We start from the raw sequence: 25,969 nt of genomic DNA, 5'->3' as shown, positions 1-25,969 counted from the left end.
GGCGTTGCGCCCGGGCCGCGCCGGGTCCAGGCTCGGAAGGGCGGTGCCTCCCAGTGCGCCGCCGCCGCACAGACAGGAGCGAGCCCATGACGGGTGAGGAGCCGGAGGGTGCGCTGTGCCTGGTCACCGGGGCCACGGGATACATCGGCGGCCGCCTGGTGCCCGAGCTCCTCGACGCCGGCTACCGGGTCCGGGCGCTGGCCCGCTCCCCCGAACGGCTGCGCGACCACCCGTGGGCCTCACGCGTCGAGGTGGCACGCGGCGACGTCACCGACGGGCGCTCGCTGGACGAGGCCCTGAGCGGGGTGGACATCGCCTACTACCTGGTGCACGCCCTCAACGCCGGACCCGGTTTCGAGGAGCGCGACCGTGCCGCCGCCCGCCTGTTCGCCGAGCGGGCGCGGCGGGCCGGCGTGCGGCGCATCGTCTACCTGGGCGGCCTCACCCCGACCGGGGTGCCCCCCGAGGAGCTCTCCCCACACCTGCGCTCCCGGGCCGAGGTGGGCACCATCCTGCTGGCGTCCGGCGTCCCCTGCACGGTGCTGCGGGCGGCCGTGGTCATCGGCTCGGGCTCGGCCTCGTTCGAGATGCTCCGCTACCTGACGGAACGGCTGCCCATCATGATCACCCCGAGCTGGGTGGGCACCCGGGTGCAGCCCATCGCCGTACGCGACGTGCTGCGCTACCTCGTGGGCAGCGCCTCGATGCCGCCGGAGGTCAGCCGCTCCTTCGACATCGGCGGACCGGACGTCCTCACGTACGAGGTGATGATGCATCGCTACGCCGAGGTCGCCCAGCTCCCGCCCCGGCGCATCCTGCGCGTGCCCATGCTCAGCCCGGGCCTCTCCAGCCTGTGGATCGGCCTGGTCACCCCGGTGCCCCGGGCACTGGCCCGGCCGCTCGCCGAGTCGCTGCGCCACGAGGTGGTGTGCGCGGAGCACGACATCGCCCGCTGGGTGCCCGACCCGCCGGGCGCGCCCCTCGCCTTCGACCAGGCCCTGGCCCTGGCCCTGGAGCGGGTCCGCGAGGCCCGGGTGACGACCCGCTGGTCCAGCGCCTCCCTGCCCGGCGCCCCCAGCGATCCCCTGCCCACCGACCCGGACTGGGCCGGCGGCAGCCTCTACACCGACCACCGCAGCGCCGACGTGGCGGCCCCGCCGGCGGCCCTGTGGCGGGTGGTGGAGGGCATCGGCGGCGAGAACGGCTGGTACTCCTTCCCGCTGGCCTGGGCCGTACGGGGCTGGCTGGACCGGCTGGCGGGCGGCGCCGGCATCCGCCGGGGCCGCCGCGACGCCAGCCGGCTGCGGGTGGGCGACGCCCTGGACTTCTGGCGGGTCGAGGAGATCGAGCCGGGACGGCTGCTGCGGCTGCGCGCCGAGATGCGGGTACCCGGGCTGGCCTGGCTGGAGATGTACGCCGAGCCCGACCCGGTGCACGCGGACCGGTCGCGCTACCGGCAGCGCGCCCTGTTCCATCCGCGCGGCCTGCTCGGCCACATGTACTGGTGGGCCGTGAGGCCCTTCCACGCGGTGGTCTTCGGCGGCATGGCCCGCAACATCGCCCACGCCGCGGAGCAGGCCCCGGTTGCCCCCGACGCGCCCGCGGGGGCCGGCCGGGGGAGCCTGCGCTAGCGCAGCCGCACCCACTTGTCGGTGCTCGCCACGACGTACTTCCCGCTTTCGGGGTCGGTGGCCGAGGCGTTGGCGGACGCGGCGAGCCGCTCGGGCCTGACGGGCCGCCGACGCGGGGCGGTTCCAGGAGGCCGCCGCCGAGCTGTCGGTGACCCAGCAGGCCGTCTCCAAGCGCATCGCCGCGCTGGAGCGCGGCCTCGGGGTGCGGCTGTTCACGCGTACACCGCGCGGCGCCGAGCTCACCATCGACGGGCAGGCGTTCCTGCCCCACGCCCGCGAGCTGCTGCGCACGGCCGAGCGCGCGGTCGAGTCCGTGCGTACGGACCGGCGACCCCTGCGCGTGGACGTCATCAACTCGCGCGGCGCGGCGACGGGCCTGATGCGCGACTTCCACCGCGTGCACCCCGAGGTCGAGCTCGACGTGGTGATGCTGCTGGAGATCGACGCGGCCGTCGCGGCCCTCCGCTCCGGTGCGATCGACGCGTCCTTCCGCGCGGTCACCGCGCCCGGCCGGCCCCTCCCGCAGGACGTGGAGGCCGTGCGGGTGCTGGACGAGCCCCTCCAGCTCCTCACCGGCACCGACCACGCGCTGGCGGGCGCCCGTTCGGTCACCGTGGCCGAGCTGGCCGGGCACCGGATCTGGATGCCCGGCGTCGTCCCCGGCACCGAGTGGACCGCCTACTACGACGACCTCGTGGCCGCGTTCGGGCTCTCCCTGGAGTCGACCGGGCCCAACTTCGGCTCCGACGCGCTCCTCGACACCATCGCCGACACCCCGGCCCTGGCCACCTTCATGAGCGAGGGGACCCGGCTCGTCTGGCCGGCCGGGCACGGCCTGCGCCGTATCCCGGTGACGGATCCGACGCCCGTCTACCCGCATTCGCTGCTGTGGCGCCGCGACAACCCCCACCCGGGGCTGGCGGCCCTGCGCGTCCACCTCGCGACCGCGGCGGGCCTCCGCGCCGCCGCGGGGACCGCCGGGACGGGCGGGACGGGCGGGACCTGGATGCCGGACTGGGTGATCCCGCGCTGAGCCGCGCGCCGGCCGCACGGCCCGTACGGGCGCACGCGGAGGCCGCCCGGCGCCCCGCCGGTGGGGCGGGACGCCGGGCGGCCGGATGAGGGGGTCAGCAGGGGCGGATGTGGTAGACCGGGGTCCAGGAGGCCGTACCGCTGTCCTTGGCCACGTTCGACCAGCGCTCGCTGCCGTTCTGGTTGTAGAAGCGGGCCCGGGTGCCTGAGCTCTGGTTGTTGTTGAAGGTGCCGTCGCCGACTCCGCCGAAGTCGTAGTAGCCGCAGTAGTAGTAGTCGTAGTTGTCGCCCAGGCCGTCCCTGATGCACAGGTGGCCGTCGGCGCAGGCCAGCGCCGCGTCCGGGGCGGCCAGGTCGCGGGTCTCGGACCGGCCCGGAGCCCTGAGGACCAGGTCGCCGCCGGCGATGGCGAGTTTGTTGGCGGAGATCTGGCGGGCCTGCGGGTCGGACACGAGGACGGCGTCGACCCGCTGCCGGAGTTCGGCCGCCTGCGCGGCGGTCAGTCCGGCGGCGCGGGTCTGCTCGGAGAAGGTGTTCGGGAGTGGGGCCGAGGCCTGGGCGGTCAGTACCGGGCCCGCGATCAGTGCCGCGGTGGCGGTCATCATCGCCAGGATCCTGCGCGGTGACATGCGTGTTCCCCTCTGGTTCGGCGGCCGGGAGGCCGACCGCTCGGAGCGGCGGCCCGGAGTCGCGGAGCCCATCGTTGCGAAGTCACACCGGGGCCTGAAGAGGGAAATCAGCCGGATCGCGGCTCTTGTACGGATACCTCGGGTACGCCCGGGTCACAGCGGGCACGGCCGTATCCGATCAGATGTGTGGGGCGTGCACCGTTTCCCCTGGCGGGGTCGGGTTTCCACCGTTCCGCCGCGAAGGCCCGTTACGGGTGGCGCGATGAGAGGGGCCGCAGGGGATCCACCCGGGCCATCCGGGGTGGCGGCGGCGCCGCCGAAAGGTTTCGCTTGCCGGACGAGATCGATCCGCTCCCAGTCCCGCCGGAGCCGCCATGACCCCGCCCTCGGACACGCCTCCTCCGCGCCGCTCCGGGACCTCGCTGCTTCCCGTCCTGCTCCCCGTCGCGCTGCTCATCGTCGCGGCGGTGGCCGTCGGATCGTGGGTGCAGTTCGCGGAGCGGCAGGCGGACGACACGGTCCACGCCGTCGGATCCACCGCGCCCGACCGGGTGGACGTCGAGGCCACCGTCCAGCACGTCGACGCCGCGGCCAGGGAGCTGGTGCTCCGGGTCCGGGTCGTCCCGCGCGGCAGTCTCGGCGAGGCGGAAGGTACCGCACCGGTGGACGCCCTCGCCCTCCAGACCTCCGCGGCGACCCTGGGCGACCTGGCGTTCAAGGCGCACGAGCGGCTCGCGACCAGGGACGTGAAGGTGGCGCTCGCGGGCGGGTCCATCGGCGACTACCCGTTCGACACCTACGAGACCGACGTGGAGTTCTGGGCCGTGCTGGGCGGCAGGCAGGTGCCCGTGCGGATGCTGTTCTCCAACAACGACACGCTCTTCTCCATCTCCGCCGAACCCCTGTCCTCCCGGCCGGAGGCGGTCTTCGGACTGGAGCTGAGGCGTTCGCGCAGCCTGCTCGTCTTCGGGGTCTTCATGATGGTGGTGATGTGGGCGCTGGCGGCGTCCGTCCTCATCGGGACCTGGTATCTGACGACACGGCGCGAGGGCCTGGTCTGGCCCGCGCTCTCCTGGATGGCCGCCACCCTGTTCGCCCTCGCGGCCTTCCGTAACACCGCCCCCGGGTCACCGCCCATCGGCTGCGTCCTGGACTGGTTCGCCTTCCTGTGGGCGGAGACCGTCATCGCCCTCTGCCTGATCGCCGTGGTCCTCGCCGGCGTCCGCACCGCCCTCCACCCGGACGGCGCCCCCGGGACGTAGCGGGGGCGCCGGGGTGCGGGACGGGAGGGCGGGGACCGCCTCAGCAGCCGGTCGACCAGGTGTGGGAGCCGCCCCGGTCGTTGGCGCCGGCGTCGTAGCCGACCTCCTGACCGGGAGCCAGGCAGAGCGTGACCCTGCCCAGCAGCTCACGGCCCTCGTACACCTTGACGTGGTCGGCCACGCCCGGGCCGGAGAGGCCGTGGTTGGCCCAGGAGGAGTCCTGCTTGAACATGTCCCCCTCCCACCAGTGGTCGTCGCCGCTGTGCTCGATCTTCATGCCGTTGAAGTTCGCGTCCGTCCAGACGCAGAAGTAGCCGCTTCGGCAGTCGGCCGCCTCGGCGGCGGCCGAGGTGGCCAGGACGGCGCCGGTGGTGATCACGGCGGCGGCGAGGAGGGTGGTGAGGCGCTTCATGCGGGCGGGTTTCCCTTCGGTGGCGGGTTCTCGAGCACGGTGGTGGCTTCGGTGAGGGCGTGGGCGCGCAGCCGCTCCCACGCCGCGATCTCGGTGCGGTGGCGGGCGCGGACCTCGGCGAGGTCCCGGTGGCCGCGGTCGGCTTCGGGCCGGAGGTTGTTGACGACGACCGAGGCGCGGAACCATCCGGGCTGGTCCCCGTACAGCCGCTGCTGGGCGGCGGCGAGGCAGCCGTCGGTGTGGGCGCGGACGACGTAGCCGGTGGGCAGGGTGAGCGACAGCTCGGCCGGGCCGGAGCCGAAGAGGGCCGCGCTGACCCGCTCCTCGTCGGCACCGGGCGGCCGGGCGGCCCCGCTGCGGGGCGGGACGAGCCCCTGGCGGATCAGACACACGTCGGTGAGCCGCTGGGTGGCGGCCTTGATGACCTCGTCCGGGTCGGGGGCGCGCTCCGGGGGCCCGGCGGCGCAGCCCGTCAGCAGCACGCAGGCCGCCACGGCTGTGGCGCGGGCCAGGGCGGGCGACGGCCTCCCGGCGCGGCGTGCGCGCCGTCGCCGCCGGGTCCCGGACAGTTCCTTGATCACAGACATGCTGTCTAGCGGCCCCTGCCCCCGGCGCGACAGGGCGGGGGGCCGGAGCTCACCCGACCGGGTGCACGTTTCACCCGGGGAAACGTTCCGGCAGGACCGGAGCGGGGCGGCGGGGGCGGGAACGCCGCGGGGGCGGACCGACCTCACTGTCGGTCCGCCCCCGCGGTTCGGGATCCGTTCCTGGATCAGGCACCCAGGTGGGCGCCCTTGAGCCACTCCTTCTCGCCCTCCTTGGCGCAGGTCGAGTTCCAGACCGGGCCGGCGAAGGACGGGAGGTTGTGGGGAACCGCGGCGAACGAGGAGCAGTTCGACGACCAGCCGGCGTGGCCGCCGGAGAAGTAGTCGAGGTCGACGCCTTCGTTGGCCAGGGCGGCGCCGGCGCCGCCCAGGAGGATGCCGGCGGCCAGGACGGAAGCGGTGACGGCGGAACGAATACGCATGACTCCCCTAGGGATCGGTAGGAACGGCGCGCGGTCGGTGTGCGCGTCGGCCGGTCCAACCGACGTGGGCCCCTGACGGGAACGGCCGTTCACTCAGATGCCACAGATGTATCGTTTCGTCGCCGGTCGAGCTCGTCCAGGACGCGCGCGCGGAGGAGCTCGTACTCCTCGCGGAGCCTGCCCCACTCGGCGACTGGCGGCCGGGGGACCACGACTCCCCCGATGACGGTCTCCTGCGGCCCGAACTGCTCGCGGGTCAGGTCGACCTCGACGCCCGCGCCCAGGCGGTTCCACCAGTGGTAGTCCACACGGACCCCGTCGACGTGGACCTCGCCGCGGATCAGCTCGCCGCCCAGCAGGTCGTTGAGGACCATCGCGGTGACCCCGCACTGGTCCCGGGCGGGGTTGTCCTCGCTCCAGCGCGACCGGTACTCGGGGGTGCAGGTCCGGGCGCTCCAGCCGTTCCGGACGGCTCGTTCGATGTCGGTGAGCAGCAACGGTGTCGTCATGCCGGCCATCCTGCCGCAGAGCACTGACAACAACCCCGTTCCGTGGGCCCGTTGCGATCCGCCGGGAGAAGCGGCCGGGGCCGGTTGTCAGTGCCGGCTGCGAGGATCTGTTCATCACGTCGGAGAAACGGGGAGCGGCCATGTCCGGAAACCAGAACTACATCAATCACGTTGCCCTTGTGCTGGATGCCAGTTCGTCGATGTCACACCTCAGGAACAAGGTCGTCGAGGTCGCCGACCAGCAAATCGCCTATCTGGCCCGGCGATCGCAGGAACTCGACCAGGAAACCCGTGTCACGGTGTACGTGTTCGCCGACAAGGTGGAATGCGTCATCTACGACAAGGACGTGCTGCGCATGCCGTCCTTGAAGCAGCTCTACCGGGTCGGCGGAATGACCGCCCTGCTGGCGGCCACGCTCAAGTCGCAGCGGGAGCTGGCGCAGACGGCCCAGCTCTACGGCGACCACAGCTTCCTGACGTTCGTGCTCACCGACGGGCAGGAGAACGCGAGCCACCGCTGCCCGGACGCCCCTTCCCAGTCGCAGCGGGCCCTGCGGCAGGCCATGGCGACGATGATCGAGACGCAGCAGGACAACTGGACCCTGGCCGTCCTCGTGCCGGACCAGATGGGCAGGCGGGAGGCCATGCAGTGCGGTTTCCCCAAGGACAACATCGCCATCTGGGACGCCACGAGCACGCGGGGCCTGGAAGAGGCCGGACAGGTCATCCGGGAGGCCACCGAGAAGTTCATGGTGGGACGCACCAAGGGAATCCGGGGTTCCCGCGCGGTCTTCTCCACGGGCGCCGAAACGGTCAACAAGAAGTCCATCGAGGCCGCAGGTCTCACCCCTGTGGATCAGACGCGGTATCAGCTGCTTCCCGTGGACCGTGCGGCGGCGATCCGGGAATGGGTCGTCGAATCCGGGCACACCTATCGCACGGGTGGCGCCTATTACCAGCTGAGCAAGGTGGAAAAGGTCCAGGCGCGCAAGCAGATAGCGGTGCTGGAGAAGAAGACGGACCGGGTGTACACGGGACCGGAGGCGCGCGCCCTGCTGGGCCTGCCGGACGCGGAGGTCCGTGTGAAGCCGGACCACAACGACGATTTCACGATCTTCGTGCAGAGCACCAGCGTGAACCGGAAGCTGGTGCCCAACACCCGGCTGCTGCTGATGGGCTGACGCCGCGAAGGTCCCGTCGGCCGGACCGGCGGGCTTCGCAGGCAGGCCCGTCACGCCGCTGGAGGGCCGGGGCCGGCGAGAGGCGGGCCACACGGACCACCGGGTAGAGGGCGGCCAGGGGGGCCGCGCATCCGCCAGTGACCGCCCACAGGGGCACCGCCCGGGGAGGCCGCCGGTGCGGGGCGTACACCCCGGCGGCCGCGGCGCCCAGGGCGGTGCCCGCGAGCCCGCCGAGCCCGGACAGCGGCAGGCGTGGCCACGGCGCCCGGGGTGGCGGGAGCGGCGGGGGCGGGGTCCTGACCGTGTCCGGCACCGGTCCGATGATCGACCCCGCGGACGTATCCCGCCTGCGGGAGCCCTTGCGGCGCCGGGCCGAGCGCCGCCGCACGGCGGGCGAGGGCGCCGGGCTCGGCCTTTCGGTCATCCCCGATCAGCCGGGCCCACGGCGCCCGCCCGCGGGCGGAGGCGGATCCGGCGCCGGACGGGGGATGACCGTCCGGGTCCACGTCCAGCCCGCGGGCGGGCCGCGGGACGACCGGAGCGGGCGATCCGTCCCTTTTCTACCGGTGTGAGGCGTCCCACGATTCCTTGACCCGGAGCGGCAGGGGTCCCTAGCTTCTATGGGGTGGCCCTGGACCCCCTCCGCGGCACGGCCGCGTCGGCAGGGGCCGATCGGGGGGACGAGGGGCCCGGTTCCCGCTCCCCGGACCGGACTGAACCGAACCGGACCGCACCGCATCGCGCCGCACCGGCCACACGCGATCCGGCGACCGTACGCACCCGCAGAGGAAGAGCATCCATGGGCATGAGCAGCAGTTCCGTGCGCCGCCGACGGACGGGAGCCGTCGTGGCGGCGACCGTCCTCGGCCTCATGGCGGCGGCCGGCGCGCCGGCCTTCGCCGCGACGGACGCCTCCTCCTCCGCCGGCCGCTCGCCGGCGAAGTCCGCCGCCGGTCCGGTCCACGCGGCCGCCGCCGTCCCGCAGGGCATCTCCCGGCTCGCCCAGGGCACGGGCCGCGACATCGCGATCACCGTCGATGACGGTCCGGACCCGACGTGGACCCCGCAGGTCCTGCGGGTGCTGCGGGAGAACCACGTCAAGGCCACGTTCTGCCTGATCGGCACGCGGGCCGAGAAATACCCGGAGCTGGTGCGCGAGATCGCGGCCGACGGGCACCAGCTGTGCGACCACTCCGTCGACCACGACGTGACCATGGACCACAAGCCTGTCGCCTACCAGCGGCAGCAGATCCTCGACGGCAAGGCCATGATCGAGGCGGCCGTACCGGGCGTCGCGGTGAACTACTACCGCGCGCCGGGCGGCGCCTTCACGCCCGAGAGCCGGGCGATAGCCGCGGCGAACGGGATGCGCCCCCTAGGCTGGAGCGTGGACCCCAAGGACTGGAGCCGTCCGGGCCTGCCGGCCATCGTCTCCACGGTGGAGGGCAAGCTCCCCGATCTGCCCACGGTCCTCTTCCACGACGGCGGCGGCGACCGCAGCCAGACCGTGGCCGCGCTGCGGCAGTACCTCCCCTGGCTCAGGTCCCAGGGCTACGCCTTCACGTTCCCGGCACGGGCGGCGCACTGACGCGCACGCGGAGCGCCGCCGCGAGCTCGGACGGGGAGTCCGCCGACGCGTAGAGCGTCGTCGCGTCCAGGTGTCCGAGGCGGCCCAGGTCCAGGCGGACGGGCGGGTCCAGGCGCAGGGCGACGTTGGGGGCGGCCCCCACCGAGCAGGCCACCGCGTCCGGTGCGCCCGGCACGGGGCGCGGGCCGCGGCCCGGGACGGTAGGGATGACCGGCGCCGAGGACCGGACGGCCGGGCGGGGCAGGGGCACCTCTCCGAGGAACCCGGTCCGCAACACCCCCGGCTCGTCGTCGACCGTGTGCGGATGCCGCAGGAGCGCGCGGCCAGCCCCTGCCCGGCCAGGATCCGGAGCGGTTCGCACACCGCGTTCACGGGCCGCGCGGCAGGCGGCAGGCGGCCCGCCGTCCGCGCCGCCATGGCCGCCTACGCACCGAGGCAGGACGCCCCATGGGCCTCACGATCCTCTACCGGGGCCCGCTCACCTCCTTCGGCTACGACTGCCCCTACGGCCCGTCGTTCGCGGGGGGCGTCCTGGAACACGTCCCCGCTCCGGGGGTCCTCGGGGGCGCCCGGTGACGGACCGTCGGCCGCGCGGCCGGCCCCGGTGGCGCCGGGTTGCGCCGCGTGGTGCGATCGCGCGGGTCCGTCCTGTTGCCGGGCAGCGGCGGCGATACGGGCACGGGCCCACAGGGGATGGCACACGGGATGACTCCTGTCGTCGCGGGCGGCGTCTCGGCCCGTTCCCGCGGAGGCGGACCGGGCGGCCGGCGCGATCGCGGGCGTGCGTTCGTCCGGATGTCGGCAGGCTAAGTCCGGGCGCCGGGCGCCTGCTTCTCCGTTCCTGACCGGTCCGTCCGCGACGGCCCGCCCGCCCCTGGCGACCCGGGCGGACGCCGGTGCTCCGTCAGGGATACTGGAGCGCGGCCGATTCGAACATCATCCGTACACCGAGCCCCGCCCGGCGGCTTCGCCACCCGGCCGGCGGTCCTGTCCCACCCTCCCGCGAGGAGCACCACCCGCATGTCGACACCCCCTCAGCCACCTCCGTACCCGCAGCAGCCGTACGGGCAGCAGCCGGGGCCGTACGGACAGCCCGGACCTCCGGGACCTCCCGGAATGCCCGGGCCCGCGACGCCGTACGGCGCTCCGCAGGGCTGGTACCCGCCGCCGCAGAAGACCAACGCGACGGCCGTCGTGGCGTTCGCGATGTCGATCGTCTGCGCGATACCGACGGTTCCGCTGATCCTCGGCATCGTGTCCCTCTCCCAGATCCGCAAGAGCGGCGAGAAGGGCCGGGGGCTGGCGATCGCGACCATCGTCATCCACAGCCTGACCATCGCCTTCTACGCGGTCGTGATCGTCCTCGGGCTCTCCGGGGCCTTCGACGAGGGCCCGCGGCCCCACCGCGACACCCAGGGGCAGGTCACCACGCCGGGCTCCAGCAAGGTGGAGGACATCCGCAAGGGGGACTGCTTCAACACCGACGACGACCTGGCGAAGACCCAGAAGGGCGACGGCACCCAGGCCCGCCTGTCGGTGCGGACCGTTCCCTGCACCCAGCCCCACGAGGGCGAGGCCTACGCCGTCTTCACGCTGGACGCCGGTGTGTTCCCCGGCGCGGAGAAGGTCGTCTCGATCTCCGAGGAGAAGTGCGGCGGAACCGCGCTGACCGACTACGTGGGCAGCGCCGCGAAGCTGCCGAAGAGCCTCGAGGTCTTCTACTACTACCCGCAGCCCAGCAGCTGGGCGCTGGGCGACCGCACGGTCACCTGCTTCCTGGGCAGCGCCGGCGGCACCAGCACCGGCTCCGCCCGCGCCGGTTCCTGACCCCCCGTCCGCGGCCGCCGTCCCACGGGGCGGCGGCCGCGGACGAGCCGGAGCCGCCCCCTGTACGAGGATGCCGACCGCGTCCGGTCAGAGGACCGGCGGCCCCGCCTCGACACGCCGCAGGACCGCGGGCAGGCTGTCCAGGTCGGGACCACCCTGGATCTGGCGCTCGTCCCACCAGGTGGCACCGGCGTCGCGGAGCGGACCGATCACCTCCCCGGCCTCGGCCGCGTCGGGGGGCGTGGCGCCGCCGAGGACGAGCTCGAAGGGGCGCCCGGCACCCTCCGGGCGGCGGTGTGCGTCCACGTAGGCCACCAGCTCCCGCACCTCGGCCACGTCCGGTACGTGCCCGTGCCGGGCCGTCTCGAAGAGCGGGACCGCGCCGTCCCATCGGGCCGCCCTCCTCATGGGCGCGCGGTGCGGCCAGAACCCGCCGATCCACACGGGCGGGCCGGGCCGCTGCACGGTGGCCGGCAGCAGGGTCACGTCCCGGACCTCGTAGTGCCGGCCGCGGTGGTCCACGGGTTCCCCCGACCAGAAGCGCGTCAACAGGTCGAGTCCCTCGTCGAGGCGTTCGGCGAGGACGCGGGGCCCGGCGGTGTCGCCGAAGCTGTGGTACTCGTCCTCGGCCGGGCCGCCCAGGCCGGCGGCGAAGACGACCCTGCCGCCGGTGAGCCGGTCCAAAGTGGCCACCTGACGTGCCAGTTGCTGCGGCCGGTAGCGCGGGACCGGGGTCAGGAGGGTGCCGATCCGGATCCGGGAGGTCGCCAGCGCGGCCGCCGTCAGCAGGATCCAGGGATCCGCGAAGGGCCTCCCCTGGTGCCTGCGGTGCAGTACGTGGTCCCAGACGAAGAGCCCGTCCCAGCCTGCCTGTTCCGCGGCCGCCGCCACTTTCGCGACGTTGCGGGGGTCTGCGAAGTCACCGAAGTTCGGGATGTTGACGGAGAAGCGCATCCTGGCAGGATGCGCGGTCGGCCGGTCCAGGGCAATCGGATTCCCGGCGGGCGGATGCACCGGGCCGGTTCCCCGGGTACGGTCCACGAGGCGGCCTGGTGCGGGGCGGGGGTCCGCGTCATAGTCGGGGCATGACCCACGAGATCCCCGCCGCAGCCGAACGGGCCCTCGCCTTCGACCGGGCCGCCCGCGCCTACGCCGCCTACCGGCCCGCGTACCCGGCGGGCGCCCTCGACGCCGTCGAGGAGCTCGGCGGGCTGCGGCTGGCGGGGGCCCGGGTGGCCGACGTCGGCGCCGGAACTGGTATCGCCTCCCGGGCGCTGCACGGGCGCGGGGCCCGGGTGACCGGGATCGAGCCCGGGGCCGCCATGGCGGCGCAGTTCCGGCGGGAGCTCCCGGAGGTACCGCTGGTCCGCGGCGACGGCAACCGGCTGCCGCTGGCGGACGGCTCGCTGGACCTGGTCGCGTACGCCCAGTCCTGGCACTGGACCGACCCGGCGAGGGCCGTCCCCTCGGCCCTGCGGGTCCTGCGCCCCGGGGGCGCGCTGGCCCTGCTGTGGAACGACCCCGACCCGTCCGTGCCGTGGGTGGCCGAGCAGCAGGCCCGGATCGTGGAGCGGATCGGAGAGGGCTGCTACATCAGCGACCGCACCCTGCCGGGCGGGCTGCCCTGGCGCACCCGGGAGCTGCGCTGGTCGCGCGCGGTCACCGTCGACTTCCACCTGGCGAAGCTTGCGACCCACTCGGCGTTCATCCTGCTGGGCGCGGCCGGCGCCGCGGAATTCCTCGCGGAGGAGCGCAAGCACCTGCTGCGCCGCTTCCCCGACGGTGCGCTGGAAGAGCCGTACACCGCCTTCGTCGCGGTGGCCCTCCGGCCCGCCACTGCGGCCGGCCGGCGGATGTCGAGCTGACGCCGGAGCCGGCCGGCGCGGGCGACCCCGGGACGGCCGGAGAATACCGTGCCCGCCGTCTTCGAGGACGCGGAGGCCGACCGGGGCGCGGCCCCGGCGCCGGGAACCGGACCGCACCGAAAGGACTGTCCGGCGAGGACGAAGGCGTCCGCGTCGGCGGGCGCGTATGCCGGTGCGTCAGTCCTTCTTCTTCGCCAGGTTCCCGACGAGGTCCTGCGCCTTGTCGACCGCCGTGTCGATCGTGGCGCTGTGCTTGCCGTCGGTCTTCCCGTCGACGAAGTCGCCGACCTTCTCCAGTCCTGCGGTGATCGCGTCGCCGTGGGACTGGGCGATCTCCTCGGCCTTGTCCCTGAGGTTCTTCAAGGCATCGAACATGGTGGAACCGTCTCCTCCGCTGAATTCCCGTAAGGGACATGATTCCACGTCGGCCTCGCGGAGGGCGGCGGGAGGAGCACCCGGACACAGGTCCGAAGGACGGGAGCCACCGGGCGCGGAGGACGGCCGTCCGGGGGATGCTCGGGGCGCGCACACCCGGGCCCGGCGCGCCTCGGCCCCGCGCGGGACCGCCGGTGCAGGATCGGGGGGCGGCGGCCCCGACGGGGGCGCCCGGCACCGCCCCACCGTGTGAAGAGGTCCGGCCATGACGCTGCTCGACGATCCGCCGCCCCCGCGCCCCGGTCCGGCGGCGCCGTGACCACCGGGCCGGACGGCCGCTACGGCGAGGCCGTCTTCCGTCCCGAGCAGGCGGGCGAGGGGGAGCGCATCGACTTCGGCGCCCTCGCGTACGACGACGTCACCATGGCCCGGCTGCGGGCGCTCGGGGCCGGCCCCGGGTGGAGCTGCCTCGACGTGGGCGCCGGGACGGGCACGGTCTCGCGCCGGCTGCTGGACGAGGCCGGGGTGGCGGGCGTGCTCGCCGTGGACCGGGACGTGCGGTTCCTCGCCGCGCGGCCCGGACTGGAGGTGCTGGAGGCCGACGTCACCGGCCCGGAGTTCGCCGCAGGCCGCCGGTTCCGCCTCGTCCACGCGCGTTTCGTCCTGATGCACCTGCCCGAACGCGAGCGCATCGTCGCGGCTCTGGCCGAGCGTGTCGAGCCCGGCGGTGTGCTGGTGCTCAGCGACGCGGTCGACCTGGCGGGCGACCGGGCGCCCGCCACGCCGTACAGCGACGCGATGCGGGCGATGTGGGCGGGGCTGCGGGCCACGATCGGGACGGACGTGTCCTGGGTGCCGTCGTACCCGCGGCTGCTGCGCGGGGCGGGACTCCTGCCGGTCGCCGCCGAGGTGTACGTGCCGCCGCTGGTGCCCGGCAGTCCCATCAGCCGCTTCTGGGCGGACACCTGGGAGCGCAGTCGCACGGCGATGGTCGGCACCGGCCTGGTCGACGACTCCGCCGTCGACGCGGCGGTCCGCTACCTGGACTCCGAGGAGTGCGCCGCGCTGTCGGCCGGCATGCTCACGGCGTGGGGGTGGAAGCCGGAAGGGCCGGTCGTGGGGTGACCTCCTCCCCCTCGGGCATGCGGGGGGGGCACGGCACCCGTGTGCCGTGCCCGCCGCGCGGGGCCGTCACCGGCTCGCGTCGTGGATCCTCCTCATCCGGGCCGCCGCGTCCGCCCTGGACTCCTCCATGCGGCCCCCGGCCTTCTCCGCCCTGCCCTTCATCTCCATGCCCTTGTCGTCGGCCATCGAGCCGATCTCTTCCTTCGTCCTGCCCTTGAGCTGCTCGGCCTTGCCCTTCGTCTTGCCCATGTCGGCCTCCCGGCTGGGGTACGGAATGCCTGGCGGCTACCCGGAATGCCCGGCCGCATGCTCCCCTGATCCGCCGATGCCGCGCCGCAGGCATGAACGCGCGCGACCGTGGTAGACGCAGTGGGTCCCCCCGTCCGAGAGGGACCAGGAGGTACTCATGATTATCCTGGGCGTCATTCTGCTGATCATCGGCTTCTTGACCGGGATCTCGATCCTGTGGACCATCGGCGTGATTCTCGTGGTCATCGGCCTCGTGCTGTGGCTGCTGGGCGCCGTCGGGCACGCGGTGGGAGGGCGGAAGCATTACTACTGACCGGCCGCACCCGGGGCACGGCGCACACCGCTACGCCCCCGCCCCCCGCCCCCCCGGCGACCCCGCGCCGCCGGGGGGCCCGGCCGGTCCGGAGCCCTGCCCAAGGGCCGCACCCAGGCGATCCTGGAGACCACCGAACGGGCGGCGACGCTCCTCAAGCGTTCCGCCCGTCCCTTTCGCGCTGACCCCGCGGGCGACGTAGGCGGTCACAGCCGGGGCCTCTTCCCCGCGGCCCCGGAGTCGCGTTCGGCCCCGGAGTCGCGTTCTCAGAGTTCCCGCAGGGCGGGCAGCAGCGTGGACCCGGCCCAGTCCAGGAACGGCGTCTGCCGGTCCCCGCCGATCTGGACGAGGGCCACCTCCGTGAACCCCGCGTCCGTGTAGCCCCGTACCGCCTCGACGACGGCATCGACGTCGTCACCGCAGGGAATGGTGTCGGTGAGGTCCTCGGGACGGGTGTGGCGGGTGGCGGCCGCGAAGCCGGCCGGGCCGGGAAGCTCCGCGTTGACCTCCCAGCCGCCGACGGCCCAGCGGAACTGGTCGTGGGCACGTACCACCGCCGCGTCGCGGTCGGTGTCGTAGCTGACGGGGAACTGTCCGACGCAGGGCTTGCCGGCGCCGCCGTTCGCCACGAAGGACGTCACGAGGGCGCGGTCGGGCTCGACGGCGACGAGCAGGTCGCCGTAGCGGCCGGCGATCTCGCACGAGCGGGCCCCCGAGGCGGCCAGGCCGATCGGGGGCGGTACGTCGGGGAGGTCCCACAGCATGGCGTTCTCGACGTCGAAGTGGGCGCCGTGGTGGCTGACGCATCCCCCGGCGAGGAGCGAGCGGATGATGCCGACGGCCTCCTCCAGCATCTCCAGGCGGACGTGTGCGGAGGGCCAGCCCGCGCCGACGACGTGCTCGTTGAGGTTCTCGCCGGAGCCCAGGCCCAGCCGGAAGCGTCCACCGGACAGGAGCTGCATCGTGGCGGCCTTCTGCGCGACGACCGCCGGGTGGTAGCGGAAGGTCGGGCAGGTCACGTAGGTCATGAGCGGGATCCGGGTGGTGGCCTGCGCGGCGGCGCCGAGGACGCTCCAGGCGTACGGCGCGTGGCCCTGGGAGTCCAGCCAGGGGAAGTAGTGGTCCGAGACGACGGAGAAGTCGAACCCGGCCCGCTCCGCTTTTACCAGGTGCTCCACGAGCTCCCGGGGACCGGCCTGCTCGGTCGTCATCGTGTATCCGATCCGCACCATGCCCGGCACCTTGCCGCTGCCGCCGGCCTGAAACGTCGCCCCGGCGGGCGGTCTTCCGGGTGGGGCCTGCGAGCGGGCAGGATGGCGCGGCGGAGGGGCGGGCGGACCGTGGTGTGCGGGGCGGAGGGGCTTGTGGGGGCTGGGGCGGAGCAGGAGCGGCGGGACGGGCTGTACCGGGATCCGTATCCGCTGTACGAGCGGGCGCGGCGGGCCGAGGGACTGGTGTTCGTGCCCGAGGTCGGCGCCTGGCTGGTGGCGCGGGACGAGGACGTCCGGGAAGTGCTGCGGCGGGACGGGGACTTCTCCTCCGCCAACGCGCTGCTGCCCGACGTGGCGGTGTCGGAGGCGGCGCTCGGAGTGCTGGCGGGCGGGTTCGGGCCGCGGCCGACCGTCGTCTCCTCCGACGGGGCCGCCCACCGCCGCCACCGCGCCCCGCTCAACCGGGCGATGTCCACCGCGCGGTCGGCGGCCCTGCTGCCGTACGCGCGGGAGTGTGCGCGGGACCTGGTGGCCGAGGTGGCCGGGGCCGGTTCCGCCGAGCTGGTGGAGGCGTACGCGCGGAAGCTGCCCGGGCTGGTGGTGGGGCGGCTGATCGGGCTGGACCCGGCGGACGTGCCCGCCGCGGTGCACGGCGGCTACCGGGCCGAGGAGCTGCTGTTCCGCCCGCTGGCGCCCCAGGAGCAGGTGGCCGCCGCCGAGGACGTCGTCGCACTCCAGCAGCTGCTGGACGGATACGTCCGCGAGCGCAGGGCGCGGCCCCGCGAGGACCTGTGCTCGGACCTGGCGTCCGCCGCCGCCCCGCCGGGCGCCGGGCTGGGCCTCGAGGAGCGTCACGAGCTGGTGGCCCATCTGCAGAACCTGCTGATCGCCGGCTTCCTGACCACCGGCGCCCTCATCGCCACCACCCTGCTTCACCTGCTCTCCGACCGCCGGCAGTGGGAATTGCTGTGCTCCGATCCGGCGCTCGTACCGGCGGCGGTGGAGGAGGGCCTGCGGTTCGACACCGCGATCCAGGCCTTCCGCCGGGTCACGACCCGGCCGGTGGAGCTCGCCGGGACGGAGCTTCCGGCCGGCGCCACCCTGCTCGTGGCGTACGCGTCGGCCAACCGTGACGGGCGCCGGTACGAGCACCCCGCCGTCTTCGACATCCGCCGGCCCGCGGGCCCGCCCCACCTCGCCTTCGGGCACGGGCCCCACGCCTGCCCCGGCGCGCACCTGGCCCGCGGCCAGCTCCGACTCACCCTGGAGCTGTTCACCGGCACCCTGCCGGGCCTGCGGCTCGACGGGACCCGGCCCGCCCCGCGGATGCGCCCCACGCTCGTCCACCGCTCGCCGGAGGCCCTGTACGTGACCTGGTGAGGCCCGCCGGGTGCGAAGATGCTGCTGTCGGAGCGGATGGACGGGCAGCGGAGGGCGGGCCAGCGGTGGCGGACGGCCGGACGGAACGGGGACGGCGGACCCGGGAGAAGATCGCGGACGCCCTGCTCGAACTCCTCGACGAGGGGGTCGTGGAGTTCCCCGCGGAGCGCGTGGCCGAACGGGCCGGGGTCTCGCGCCGGCTGGTGTTCCACCACTTCGCCGACATGTCCGAGCTCGTCGACCTCGCCATCACCCGGCGCCTGGAGCAGCTGGCCGAGCAGATCCGGCCGCTGCCCGTGACGGGCCCGCGACGGGTGCGGGTGGCGGCGCTGGCCGAGCAGCGGGCCCGCATCCTGGAGTGGATCACCCCGGCCCGGCTGACGCTGATGCGGATCGAGCACCCTTCCCCGCGCATCGTGCAGGTCACGGACGAGGCATTCGCGGACGCCCGGCGCCGGGTCGCTGAGATCTTCGCGGAGGAGCTCGCCCTTCTCGACGGGGAGCGGGCGGCCGCCCTGCTGGACGGCCTGGACGCGGTAACCACCTGGGGGGCCTGGCACCACTGGCGCTCCGGCGGGAAGAGCCCGGCGCAGGCGCGCGCGGCGATGGAGGCCACCGTACTGAACCTGCTGGTCGCGGCGGACCACCCGCGCGCCTGACGGCGGCCGGCCCGCCGGCAGGTCAGCCCAGGGCGACCTCCTCGGCCCGCGCGGTCACGGTCACGCCGGCCGCCCCGGCCGACACCCCCGTGGGCCGCAGGCCGAGGGGCAGGGCGGGGAGGGCATGCGGATCCTCATCGGGGTTCCTTCGCAGGGTTTCTCGGGGGGCTCTTCGGAGTGGGCTCTCGGAGGGGGCTCTTCGGGCGCCTCACGGGGTGGGGAGGGCGGGCCGGGCGCGATGCGGGACGGCGGGGTCGGCCTCCCCGGCAGCCGCCCCTTCCCCGGCGGCCGCCCGCGCCGCGCCGGCTGCCGCCGGACGGGTGTGGGCGGCGCCCTCGATGTCCAGGTCGGGCAGGATCCGGTCCAGCCACCACGGCAGCCACCAGCCGCGGTCCCCAAGCAGGGTCATCGTGGTGGGGACCAGCAGCCCGCGCACGACGGTGACGTCCAGGGCCACGGCCGCGGCCAGCCCCGTGCCGAACATCTTCACCACAGGGTCGTCCGAGAGCAGGTAGGCGAGGAAGACGCTCACCATGATCAGTGCGGCGGAGGTGATGACGCGGCCGGTCGACGCCAGTCCGAGGACGACCGCCCGGCGGCCGTCGCCGGTTTCGAGGTACCGCTCGCGGACGGCGGTGAGCAGGAAGACCTCGTAGTCCATGGAGAGGCCGAACAGCACGGCGAACATCAGCAGCGGGACGTATCCGGGCACGGGCACCGGCCCCTCCAGCCCGACGGCCCGCGCGCCCCAGCCCCACTGGAACACCGCGGTGAGGACCCCGTACGCGGCGGCCACCGACAGGAGGTTGAGCACGGCCGCCTTGAGGGCGAGGAGGGGTGAGCGGAAGGCGGCCAGGAGGAGCAGCCCGGCCACGGCCACGACCACGCCGATCACGGCGGGCAGCCGGTCCGCGAGGCGGTCGTTGAGGTCGGCGACCGCCGCCGGGGCGCCGCCCACGTGCGCGGTGCCCGCGCCGTCGGCGGTGGCCCCGGGCAGCACCCGCGTGCGCAGGGTGTCGACGAGCCGCGCCATGTCCGGGTCCCCGGGGGCCGTCGTGGGCGTGACCTGCCAGCGCACGGTGCGGGCATCCGCGGAGATCTGCGCCGGGCCCACCGAGGCCACGCCCGGGGTGCCGGCCAGGGCCGTCGCGACCTTCGTGATGCGGGGGTCCTGGGGGCCGGCTGGGGTGGTGGGGAGGGTGTCCGTCACCTGGAGGGGGCCGTTGACGCCCGGTCCGAACCCGGCCGAGAGCCGCTCGTAGGCGGTGCGGCTGGCGGAGCCGGCCGGTTTGTCCCCGGCGTCGAGCTGGCCGAAGGCGAGGCCGGCGGCCGGGGCGGCGAGCAGGAGGAGCAGGGCCAGGCCGGCGAGCAGGTGGCGCCAGGGCCGGGCGGCGACCCGTTCGGCCAGCCGCTGCCAGCCGCCCGCGGGCCGGTCGGAGCCTGCGGAGTCGGCGGCCGGTGGGGCGGAGCCGAGGAACCGGCCCAGCAGGCTCAGCAGGGCGGGCAGCAGGGAGAGGGTGGCCGCGACGGCGACCAGTACCGCCACCGCCGGGGCCAGCGCGAGGGCGTGCAGCAGCGGCAGCCCGCCGAGGGCGAGCCCGGCCAGCGCCGCGATCACCGCGCAGCCGGCGAAGGCGGCGGCCTTGCCGGCGGTGGCCGTGGCGAGGGCCGCCGCCTCCGCCGCGGCGGTGCCGCGCCCGCGCAGCTCGCGGAAGCGGGTGAGGCTGAACAGGGTGTAGTCGATGCCGACGCCCAGGCCGATCATGGCGGCGATGGTGGTGCCGGAGGAGGGCATGTCCATGAGGTGTCCGGCCAGGCCGACGGCGGCCAGGGACACGGCCAGCCCGGCGATGCCGATGACCAGAGGGAGCCCGGCGGCGGCCGCCTTGCGGAAGCCGAGGAGGAGCACCACCGCGGCGGCCGCCAGGCCTATGAGCTCGCTGTGGCCGGTGTCCGGCCGGTCCACGGCGGCTGCCAGGTCTCCGCCCGGGGTGACCTCGACGCCGGCGGCGCGGGCAGGCGCCGCGGCGTCGGCGATCCGGTCGGTGAGCTCCGGCGTGATGTCCCGGCCGGTGATGTCGAGGCCGACGGAGAGGTAGGCCGTGTGCCCGTCCGCGGCGACCGCCGGGCCGCCCGGACGGTCGTAGGGCGAGACGACGCTCACGACGTGCGGCACGCCCGCCACCGCCCGGGCGCTCTGCTCCACGGCGGCCCTGACGGCCTCCCCGGTGAGGACCGGGCCGTCGGCCGCGGTGTGCAGGACGAGCGGCTGGTTTCCCGAGGCGGGTCCCGGGAAGGCCCGGGCCGCGGTGTCCAGGGCGGCCTGGCTGTCGCTGCCGGGGATCCTCACCGCTTCGCTGGTGACCCGCCCGTAGGCCAGGACGGCGCCGCCGAGCGCCAGGAGCAGCAGGAGCCACCCCGCGGCCACCCGTTTCGGCCGGTGGGCACACCAGCGCCCCAGTGCGAGGAACATCCGCTACTCCCCTTCCGTCCGGCGTGGGAGGGTGGCGCCGGAGTCGATCACACATTCATTGCACTTGCCGTGCAGCTATTACGCTTGCACTCGGCGTGCAACAATGTCAATCGGAGAACCGGACCGGCGACAGGGGGCCGGCGGCGCGGGGCCCTCAGAGCAGGGCCCAGTGGAACTTCCCGCCGCCGACCCACCGGACCTCATCCAGATCGTCGAGGTCGTGGATGGTGATGCCCACCTTTGCGGCGATCAGCAGCACATCCGTCATCGACGTCGCCTTGCCGACGATCTCTCCGTCGAACTGGACGATGCGGAAGGGCGGTTCGCCGGGCTGGACCCCGAGGACGGTGATGCGCGCCGGGGAGATGTGGGGTGTCGATCCTTCAGTCATGGGAAGACGGTTCCACGAGGCGGCCGGGGACGGGGTCGGCGACACGGTTTCGAGGCGCCGATCCACCGCTCGCGGTTCCCCGCGCTCCCCTCACCGCCCGCCGGCGACACGCTCGACGGCCTCCAGGACGCGTCCCGCTCCGTCCTCGGTCCGCATGTGCTCCGCGGCCGCCCGGGCGGCCCGGGCGTACGCCGGCTCCTCCACCGCCCGGCCCAGGGCATCGGCCAGCAGCTCTGCGGTCAGGGACCCGAAGGGGACCGGGACGGTGGCGGCACCGGTCGCGGCCAGGCGGCGCGCCCAGAACGGCTGGTCCGCCGCGACGGGGACCGGCACCGCCGGGACGCCGGCCCGCAGCGCGGCAGCCGAGGTGCCGGCCCCCGCGTGGTGGACGACCGCGGCCAGCCGCGGCAGCAGGAGGGCGTGCGGGACGTCCCCGACGGTGAGGACGTCCGGGCCGTCCGCGGCCGTGAGCCCGGCGCTGCCGCTCTGGAGGATGCCCCGCAGCCCGGCGCGGCGCAGGGCCCGTACGGCGAGCTCGCCGAGCCGCTCCCCCTCGCCGGAGGCCATGCTGCCGAAGCCGATGAGGACGGGCCGGGGGCCGGCGTCGAGGAAGTCCTCCAGGACCTCGGGAAGCCGTGCGTCCGCGTCGACGTGGGGCCACCAGTTGCCCACCACCTCCAGGCCCGGCCGCCAGTCGGACGGGGCCGGCGCCAGGGCCGTGCTGTAGCCGTGCAGGACGGGCCAGCGCGCCCGCTCCTGCCTCCGGCGCATGGCGGAGGCCGTGAGCGGCGGCAGCGCGAGGCGCTCGCGCAGCCGGGCGACGCCCTGTTCGGCGATCCGGTCGGCCATGCGCAGGGCGAACCGTCCGGCCGCGCGGTTGCCGAGGCGGCCCAGTGAGCGTGCGCCGGTGACGACGGGCGGGAAGTCGCCGGTGGGCGCGGTGGGCTGGAGGTGGACACCGAGGGAGGGCGTTCCGGTGGCCTCCGCGAGGTGCCAGCCGAGCGGGGCCGTGGTGGTGGACAGCAGGAGCAGGTCCGTGCCGCCGTCCACGGCGTCGGCGAAGCCCTGGCCGAGTTCGGCGAGGAAGGCGGCGGCGGTGCGCATCAGCCCGCGCCGGTCGGTGACGTCGCCGCGCGGCCGGGTGTCGCCGGGGAGGCCGCGGAACTCCAGGCCCGCGGCGCGTACGAGGGGGGCGAATGCGTCGGTGGTGGCCAGGGCGACCTCGTGGCCGGCGCCGCGCAGTGCGGCGCCCAGGCCCGTGTAGGGGTCGACGTCGCCGCGCGATCCGGCGGCGGCGATCAGTATCTTCATCGGTTCTCTTCCGGGTCGGTACGGGCGGGCGCGCGGCGGGCGGCGTTGGCGTGGACGGCCTCGTGGAGGTAGGCGGCCAGGCCCGGGCGCTGCTGCGAGGGCGGTACGACGAGGGCGAAGGCACGGGGGTCGGCGAGGAAGTCGTCCGCGATGCGCCGGTGCATGTCGGGCGGGCAGGAGGTGAACCACCGCGAGATGTGCAGGCGGTGTTCCTCGGCGAGGTCCGCGGCCCGCTCCCCGTCGCCGGGCTCCCCCTCGTCGAAGGCGGTGAGGAGCTCGGCACGCCAGGCGGTGGCCTCGCGCATGAGCAGACGCCAGTCCTCCTTGGTGTGCGCGGCGGCGCGCGCCATCGCCTCCCGGCGGCCCTCCGAGCCGGTCCACTTCAGCTCCGCCTCCGTGGCGTAGCTGAGGTCGAAGGCGATCTCCCCGAACACCTCGAAGCGCTCCTGCGGGGTCATCGCGACCCCGGTCCGCTGGACCTCGATGGCCCGCTCGGCCACCTCGGAGAGCCGCTGGAGCCTGGCGATCTCCTCGCTCAGCCGCCGTTGGCGGGCCTGGAGGTGCTCCAGGGCGTTCGCCTGCGGGTCCTCCAGGATCGCGGCCGTCTCGTCGAGCGTGAAGCCGAGCTCGCGGTAGAAGAGGATCTGCTGGAGGCGGGCCAGGTCCGCGTCGCCGTAGAGGCGGTAGCCGGCGTGGCTGCGGCTGCCGGGAGAGAGCAGCCCGGCCTTGTCGTAGTGGTGCAGCGTGCGCACCGTCACCCCGGCGAACGCCGCGACCTGACCCACCGAGTAACTCATCCGCCTGCCCTTTCGTCGGGTTCAGCCTGAAGCCTGACGTAGGGGGAGGGTCAACTCCGGCCGGGGGCCGGTCCGGCGGGCCGTCGTACGGCGGCGGTCAACGCCTGAGTTCGGCGGCCAGGAGGTCCATCAGGAGGCCGTCGTGCCAGGTGCCGTCCGGTCCGCGCTCGTACTGGCGCATGGTGCCGACCGGCCGGAAGCCGACCTTCTCGTAGCAGCGGATCGCCGCGGCGTTGTCGGCCGCCGGGTCGATGACGAGGCGGTGGAAGCCGCGGTCGTCGACGAGGTGGCGGGCGAGGGCGCGTACGGCGTCGGTGCCCAGGCCGATGCCGTGCACGGCGGGGTCGAGGAAGAGGTCGATGCCGGCGTGCCGGTAGTCCGGCTCCTCCTCGGCGTACCACTGGATCATGCCGACGATCCGCTCCCGGTGGCTGATGGTGAGGCAGACCGTGCCCGCGTCCTCCAGATCGCCGGCGATCTCCGCCTCCAGGTCGTCCTCGCCGCGCCACCGGGCGCGGACCTCGGGGGTGGCGCGGATGACGGCCAGGGCGGGGATGTCCTCGGTGACGGTGGGACGCAGGACGACGCAGGCACCTCGCAGCACGGTCATGAGCAGGCAGGGTATAGGCGCGGGCCGACGGGCGCCCGCTGTTAGTTTCGGGTTTTCTCCGTCTCTGAAAGTGGTCCTCGTGCTCGTCTCCCGCTCGGTCGCCCTGTTCTTCGCCGCCGCCCTCTTCGAGATCGGCGGCGCCTGGCTGGTCTGGCAGGGGGTGCGGGAGCACCGGGGGTGGGCGTGGGTCGGCGCGGGGGTCATCGCCCTCGGCGTGTACGGGTTCGTCGCGACCCTCCAGGAGGACGCGCACTTCGGCAGGATCCTGGCGGCGTACGGCGGGGTGTTCGTGGCCGGGTCGCTCGCCTGGGGCATGGTCCTCGACGGGTACCGCCCCGACCGGGCGGACGTCGTCGGGGCGCTCGTCTGCCTCGTCGGAGTGGCGGTGATCATGTACGGGCCGCGCGGATGACCGCGGCCGGAGCGCGGGCGGGCGCCACGCCGGGCGGCCGCAAACCCTCGGCGCGGCGCCGCGTCCGGCCGAGACTGGCCGGATGGACATCGGAATAGCACTCCCCCAGTACGGGGACCACGCCCGACCCGAGTGGATCGTGCCGTTCGCCCGGCAGGCCGAGGAGGCCGGCTTCGGCTGGCTGTGGGTCGGCGACCGGTCCCTCGCGCCTGTCTCGCCCAGCGACCTCTACCCCGGCCACACGGCGCAGGACCCGTACCCGGCCGGGTTCCGCACCTTCCTGGACCCGTTGACCGTGCTGACCGCCGCGGCCGGGGCGACCACCCGGGTCCGGCTCGCGACCAGCACCCTCAACGCCCCCTGGTACCCGCCGCTGCTGCTGGCCCGCACCCTCACCACCCTCGACGCGCTCAGCGCGGGCCGGCTGGTCGCCGGGCTCGGCCTCGGCTGGCTCCGCGACGAGTACACCGCGGTCAACGCCGACTTCACGCGGCGCGGCGCCCTGCTGGAGGAGGTCCTCGACGTCCTGCGCGGCTACTGGACGCGGGAGGTGTTCGGCCACGAGGGCCCGCACTGGTCGATCCCCGAGTCGTACGTCGGCCTGCGCCCGGCCCGGCCGGGCGGGCCGCCCGTGCTGCTCGGCGGCCTCTCCCCCGCCGCGATGCGCCGGGTGGGCCGCCGCGCCGACGGCTGGGCCGGGGTGCTGCTGCCGCCGGACACGGCGGCGGGGCTGTGGGACGTGGCGCGCCGGGCCGCCGAGGAGGCCGGACGGGATCCGGGGGCGCTGACCCGGCACATCCGGCACAACGTCCGCCCCGGCACCGGCGCCGACGCCATCGCCTCGGTGCTCGACGGGGTACGGGCCTCGGGTGCGGACAGCGCCTTCATCGACCTCCAGCAGTGCACGGCCGGACCCGCCGAGGCCCTGGAGCTCGGGATCGCGGCACTGGAGCGCGTAGGGGCGGGCTGACCGCCCGCGCCCCGTCCGCCGGGCCGTGGCCTGCGAGGGAGCGGAAGCGGTACGGCAGGGCCCGACAGCGCGCCGGAGAGTCCGCCGGCCCCTCGGGACGGACACGGCGTACGCGAGCGGGGCACCGAGGACGAGGACCGCGCCGCAGGCCACCGCGACGGTGGGCGACGGGGGCGCAGCGCCGACGGAGCACCAGCGGACCCAGGCGTACACGAGCCCCGCGGGCAGCGCCGCCACGGCGGACCGGCGTCCCTGCGGCTCCTCCTCCTGCACGCACACCACCCCCACCCTCGGACGTACGCCGGCAAGTCGGCGGTTGCGCCGGGCGGGGCGGCACGGGCGGCCGCAGGGCAACGGCCGGCAGCGGGCCGCGGCCCGCAGGGCGTCAGCCGACGGGGACGTGGCCGTACGGGGCGGCGGTGAGCAGGGCCCGGGCCCGGACGCGCAGGAGCTCGTCGTCCTGGACGTCCCGGTCCTCCACCCCGGGACGGAACACCCGCTTGTCCCCGTCGGCGAGCACCGCAAGCCGCTCCAGCTGACTTGACGTCAGGATGTCCGCGCCCAGGGCTTCGAGGGCCTCGCAGGCCTCCAGCGGGTCGGCTCCCCGCTCGACGGCGTCCAGCACAGCCCCCGCCAGGGCGGTCCGGGCCGCCGTGCCGGGCGGGGCGGCGGCAACGAGCGCGAGCAGGCCGCACCGACGACGGGCCAGGAGCGGCGTGGACGCCATGGG

The 25,969-nt window shown here is 74.8% G+C and carries 29 protein-coding genes and 1 pseudogene; 14 read left to right on the top strand and 16 right to left on the bottom strand.

Going from position 1 to position 25,969, the window contains the following annotated elements; genetic code table 11:
• The first annotated feature begins 86 nt into the window (after nt 1-86).
• Complete coding sequence (locus ACFY15_RS10340; RefSeq protein WP_390691384.1) at nt 87-1,631, top strand: SDR family oxidoreductase; 1,545 nt, start codon at nt 87-89, stop codon at nt 1,629-1,631.
• Between the two features lie 103 nt (nt 1,632-1,734).
• Nucleotides 1,735-2,664: pseudogene (locus ACFY15_RS10335) on the top strand (LysR family transcriptional regulator); the annotation flags it as partial.
• 94 nt (nt 2,665-2,758) lie between these two features.
• Here ACFY15_RS10335 and ACFY15_RS10330 read toward each other — a convergent pair.
• The gene (locus tag ACFY15_RS10330) at nt 2,759-3,292 is read right to left on the bottom strand and encodes a hypothetical protein (RefSeq protein ID WP_390691385.1); all 534 of its coding nucleotides are present in this window, start codon (nt 3,290-3,292) and stop codon (nt 2,759-2,761) included.
• A gap of 374 nt (nt 3,293-3,666) precedes the next feature.
• Here ACFY15_RS10330 and ACFY15_RS10325 point away from each other — a divergent pair, with 374 nt between their 5' ends.
• Entirely contained in the window at nt 3,667-4,554 is an 888-nt protein-coding gene (locus ACFY15_RS10325; RefSeq protein ID WP_390825337.1) for a DUF4436 family protein, read from the top strand.
• Between the two features lie 40 nt (nt 4,555-4,594).
• Here the strand turns inward: ACFY15_RS10325 and ACFY15_RS10320 are convergent, their stop codons facing one another.
• From ACFY15_RS10320 to ACFY15_RS10305, 4 genes are all read right to left on the bottom strand, one after another.
• A complete protein-coding gene (locus ACFY15_RS10320) occupies nt 4,595-4,966 on the bottom strand; it encodes a peptidase inhibitor family I36 protein (RefSeq protein ID WP_390691387.1) in 372 nt (123 codons plus the stop codon).
• Nucleotides 4,963-5,553: a hypothetical protein gene (locus ACFY15_RS10315; RefSeq protein WP_390825336.1), complete on the bottom strand. Its 591-nt coding sequence runs from the start codon at nt 5,551-5,553 to the stop codon at nt 4,963-4,965. The genes ACFY15_RS10320 and ACFY15_RS10315 overlap by 4 nt, the downstream gene beginning before the upstream one ends.
• Nucleotides 5,554-5,738: 185 nt before the next feature.
• On the bottom strand, nt 5,739-5,993 hold the full coding sequence (locus ACFY15_RS10310) for a hypothetical protein (RefSeq protein WP_390691389.1): 255 nt from the start codon (nt 5,991-5,993) through the stop codon (nt 5,739-5,741).
• A gap of 89 nt (nt 5,994-6,082) precedes the next feature.
• A complete protein-coding gene (locus ACFY15_RS10305; RefSeq protein WP_390691390.1) occupies nt 6,083-6,502 on the bottom strand; it encodes a hypothetical protein in 420 nt (139 codons plus the stop codon).
• Between the two features lie 140 nt (nt 6,503-6,642).
• On the opposite strand from ACFY15_RS10305, the gene ACFY15_RS10300 reads away from it, so the two are divergent.
• Together ACFY15_RS10300 and ACFY15_RS10295 are read left to right on the top strand one after the other, a co-directional pair.
• Nucleotides 6,643-7,683, top strand: a complete 1,041-nt coding sequence (locus tag ACFY15_RS10300; protein ID WP_390691391.1) for a vWA domain-containing protein — start codon at nt 6,643-6,645, stop codon at nt 7,681-7,683.
• Nucleotides 7,684-8,488: 805 nt separating this feature from the next.
• Nucleotides 8,489-9,271 carry a polysaccharide deacetylase family protein gene (locus ACFY15_RS10295; protein WP_390691392.1) on the top strand — a complete coding sequence of 261 codons (783 nt, stop codon included), beginning with the start codon at nt 8,489-8,491 and terminating at the stop codon, nt 9,269-9,271.
• Here ACFY15_RS10295 and ACFY15_RS10290 read toward each other — a convergent pair.
• Nucleotides 9,243-9,548: a hypothetical protein gene (locus tag ACFY15_RS10290; protein WP_390691393.1), complete on the bottom strand. Its 306-nt coding sequence runs from the start codon at nt 9,546-9,548 to the stop codon at nt 9,243-9,245. The genes ACFY15_RS10295 and ACFY15_RS10290 overlap by 29 nt on opposite strands.
• 170 nt (nt 9,549-9,718) lie before the next feature.
• On the opposite strand from ACFY15_RS10290, the gene ACFY15_RS10285 reads away from it, so the two are divergent.
• Together ACFY15_RS10285 and ACFY15_RS10280 are read left to right on the top strand one after the other, a co-directional pair.
• Nucleotides 9,719-9,847: a hypothetical protein gene (locus ACFY15_RS10285; protein ID WP_390691394.1), complete on the top strand. Its 129-nt coding sequence runs from the start codon at nt 9,719-9,721 to the stop codon at nt 9,845-9,847.
• Between the two features lie 540 nt (nt 9,848-10,387).
• A complete protein-coding gene (locus tag ACFY15_RS10280; protein ID WP_390825335.1) occupies nt 10,388-11,098 on the top strand; it encodes a DUF4190 domain-containing protein in 711 nt (236 codons plus the stop codon).
• Between the two features lie 87 nt (nt 11,099-11,185).
• Here ACFY15_RS10280 and ACFY15_RS10275 read toward each other — a convergent pair whose 3' ends face one another.
• Entirely contained in the window at nt 11,186-12,052 is an 867-nt protein-coding gene (locus tag ACFY15_RS10275) for an LLM class flavin-dependent oxidoreductase (RefSeq protein ID WP_390691396.1), read from the bottom strand.
• Between the two features lie 131 nt (nt 12,053-12,183).
• Here ACFY15_RS10275 and ACFY15_RS10270 point away from each other — a divergent pair, with 131 nt between their 5' ends.
• Nucleotides 12,184-12,963: a class I SAM-dependent methyltransferase gene (locus ACFY15_RS10270; protein WP_390691397.1), complete on the top strand. Its 780-nt coding sequence runs from the start codon at nt 12,184-12,186 to the stop codon at nt 12,961-12,963.
• Between the two features lie 177 nt (nt 12,964-13,140).
• Here the strand turns inward: ACFY15_RS10270 and ACFY15_RS10265 are convergent, their stop codons facing one another.
• Complete coding sequence (locus ACFY15_RS10265) at nt 13,141-13,338, bottom strand: antitoxin (protein WP_390691398.1); 198 nt, start codon at nt 13,336-13,338, stop codon at nt 13,141-13,143.
• Nucleotides 13,339-13,653: 315 nt separating this feature from the next.
• Between ACFY15_RS10265 and ACFY15_RS10260 the strand changes: the two genes are divergently transcribed.
• Nucleotides 13,654-14,463, top strand: coding sequence for a class I SAM-dependent methyltransferase (locus ACFY15_RS10260; RefSeq protein ID WP_390691399.1), 810 nt, complete (start codon nt 13,654-13,656; stop codon nt 14,461-14,463).
• A gap of 66 nt (nt 14,464-14,529) precedes the next feature.
• On the opposite strand, the gene ACFY15_RS10255 is transcribed toward ACFY15_RS10260, so the two are convergent.
• Nucleotides 14,530-14,712 carry a CsbD family protein gene (locus ACFY15_RS10255; protein ID WP_390691400.1) on the bottom strand — a complete coding sequence of 61 codons (183 nt, stop codon included), beginning with the start codon at nt 14,710-14,712 and terminating at the stop codon, nt 14,530-14,532.
• 157 nt (nt 14,713-14,869) lie between these two features.
• Between ACFY15_RS10255 and ACFY15_RS10250 the strand changes: the two genes are divergently transcribed.
• Nucleotides 14,870-15,025, top strand: coding sequence for a DUF6131 family protein (locus ACFY15_RS10250; protein ID WP_366454784.1), 156 nt, complete (start codon nt 14,870-14,872; stop codon nt 15,023-15,025).
• Between the two features lie 266 nt (nt 15,026-15,291).
• On the opposite strand, the gene ACFY15_RS10245 is transcribed toward ACFY15_RS10250, so the two are convergent.
• On the bottom strand, nt 15,292-16,257 hold the full coding sequence (locus ACFY15_RS10245; protein WP_390825334.1) for an LLM class F420-dependent oxidoreductase: 966 nt from the start codon (nt 16,255-16,257) through the stop codon (nt 15,292-15,294).
• Nucleotides 16,258-16,389: 132 nt separating this feature from the next.
• On the opposite strand from ACFY15_RS10245, the gene ACFY15_RS10240 reads away from it, so the two are divergent.
• Together ACFY15_RS10240 and ACFY15_RS10235 are read left to right on the top strand one after the other, a co-directional pair.
• A complete protein-coding gene (locus ACFY15_RS10240) occupies nt 16,390-17,616 on the top strand; it encodes a cytochrome P450 (RefSeq protein ID WP_390825333.1) in 1,227 nt (408 codons plus the stop codon).
• A gap of 65 nt (nt 17,617-17,681) precedes the next feature.
• Nucleotides 17,682-18,275, top strand: a complete 594-nt coding sequence (locus tag ACFY15_RS10235) for a TetR/AcrR family transcriptional regulator (RefSeq protein WP_390691403.1) — start codon at nt 17,682-17,684, stop codon at nt 18,273-18,275.
• A gap of 208 nt (nt 18,276-18,483) precedes the next feature.
• On the opposite strand, the gene ACFY15_RS10230 is transcribed toward ACFY15_RS10235, so the two are convergent.
• The 5 genes from ACFY15_RS10230 to ACFY15_RS10210 all read right to left on the bottom strand — a co-directional run bounded on the left by ACFY15_RS10230 (nt 18,484) and on the right by ACFY15_RS10210 (nt 23,857).
• Nucleotides 18,484-20,748, bottom strand: a complete 2,265-nt coding sequence (locus ACFY15_RS10230) for an MMPL family transporter (protein WP_390825332.1) — start codon at nt 20,746-20,748, stop codon at nt 18,484-18,486.
• Nucleotides 20,749-20,902: 154 nt separating this feature from the next.
• On the bottom strand, nt 20,903-21,139 hold the full coding sequence (locus tag ACFY15_RS10225) for a hypothetical protein (protein WP_390691405.1): 237 nt from the start codon (nt 21,137-21,139) through the stop codon (nt 20,903-20,905).
• 90 nt (nt 21,140-21,229) lie between these two features.
• On the bottom strand, nt 21,230-22,450 hold the full coding sequence (locus tag ACFY15_RS10220; protein WP_390691406.1) for a glycosyltransferase: 1,221 nt from the start codon (nt 22,448-22,450) through the stop codon (nt 21,230-21,232).
• Nucleotides 22,447-23,247 (bottom strand): MerR family transcriptional regulator, encoded by an 801-nt coding sequence (locus tag ACFY15_RS10215; RefSeq protein WP_390691407.1) that lies wholly within the window; start codon nt 23,245-23,247, stop codon nt 22,447-22,449. The genes ACFY15_RS10220 and ACFY15_RS10215 overlap by 4 nt, the downstream gene beginning before the upstream one ends.
• Nucleotides 23,248-23,344: 97 nt before the next feature.
• Nucleotides 23,345-23,857, bottom strand: a complete 513-nt coding sequence (locus ACFY15_RS10210; protein WP_390691408.1) for a GNAT family N-acetyltransferase — start codon at nt 23,855-23,857, stop codon at nt 23,345-23,347.
• Between the two features lie 79 nt (nt 23,858-23,936).
• Here ACFY15_RS10210 and ACFY15_RS10205 point away from each other — a divergent pair, with 79 nt between their 5' ends.
• Both ACFY15_RS10205 and ACFY15_RS10200 read left to right on the top strand, forming a co-directional pair.
• Complete coding sequence (locus ACFY15_RS10205) at nt 23,937-24,269, top strand: YnfA family protein (RefSeq protein ID WP_390691409.1); 333 nt, start codon at nt 23,937-23,939, stop codon at nt 24,267-24,269.
• Nucleotides 24,270-24,351: 82 nt separating this feature from the next.
• The gene (locus ACFY15_RS10200; protein WP_390691410.1) at nt 24,352-25,239 is read left to right on the top strand and encodes a TIGR03619 family F420-dependent LLM class oxidoreductase; all 888 of its coding nucleotides are present in this window, start codon (nt 24,352-24,354) and stop codon (nt 25,237-25,239) included.
• Between the two features lie 385 nt (nt 25,240-25,624).
• Here the strand turns inward: ACFY15_RS10200 and ACFY15_RS10195 are convergent, their stop codons facing one another.
• The gene (locus ACFY15_RS10195) at nt 25,625-25,966 is read right to left on the bottom strand and encodes a hypothetical protein (protein WP_390691411.1); all 342 of its coding nucleotides are present in this window, start codon (nt 25,964-25,966) and stop codon (nt 25,625-25,627) included.
• Nucleotides 25,967-25,969 lie beyond the last annotated feature (3 nt).

This window comes from Streptomyces sp. NPDC001373, assembly GCF_042895815.1.
In the GTDB taxonomy this organism is placed as follows: Bacteria; Actinomycetota; Actinomycetes; order Streptomycetales; family Streptomycetaceae; genus Streptomyces.
The sequence above is the reverse complement of the archived record's forward strand: the minus strand, read 5'-3'. Positions and strand labels throughout refer to the sequence as shown.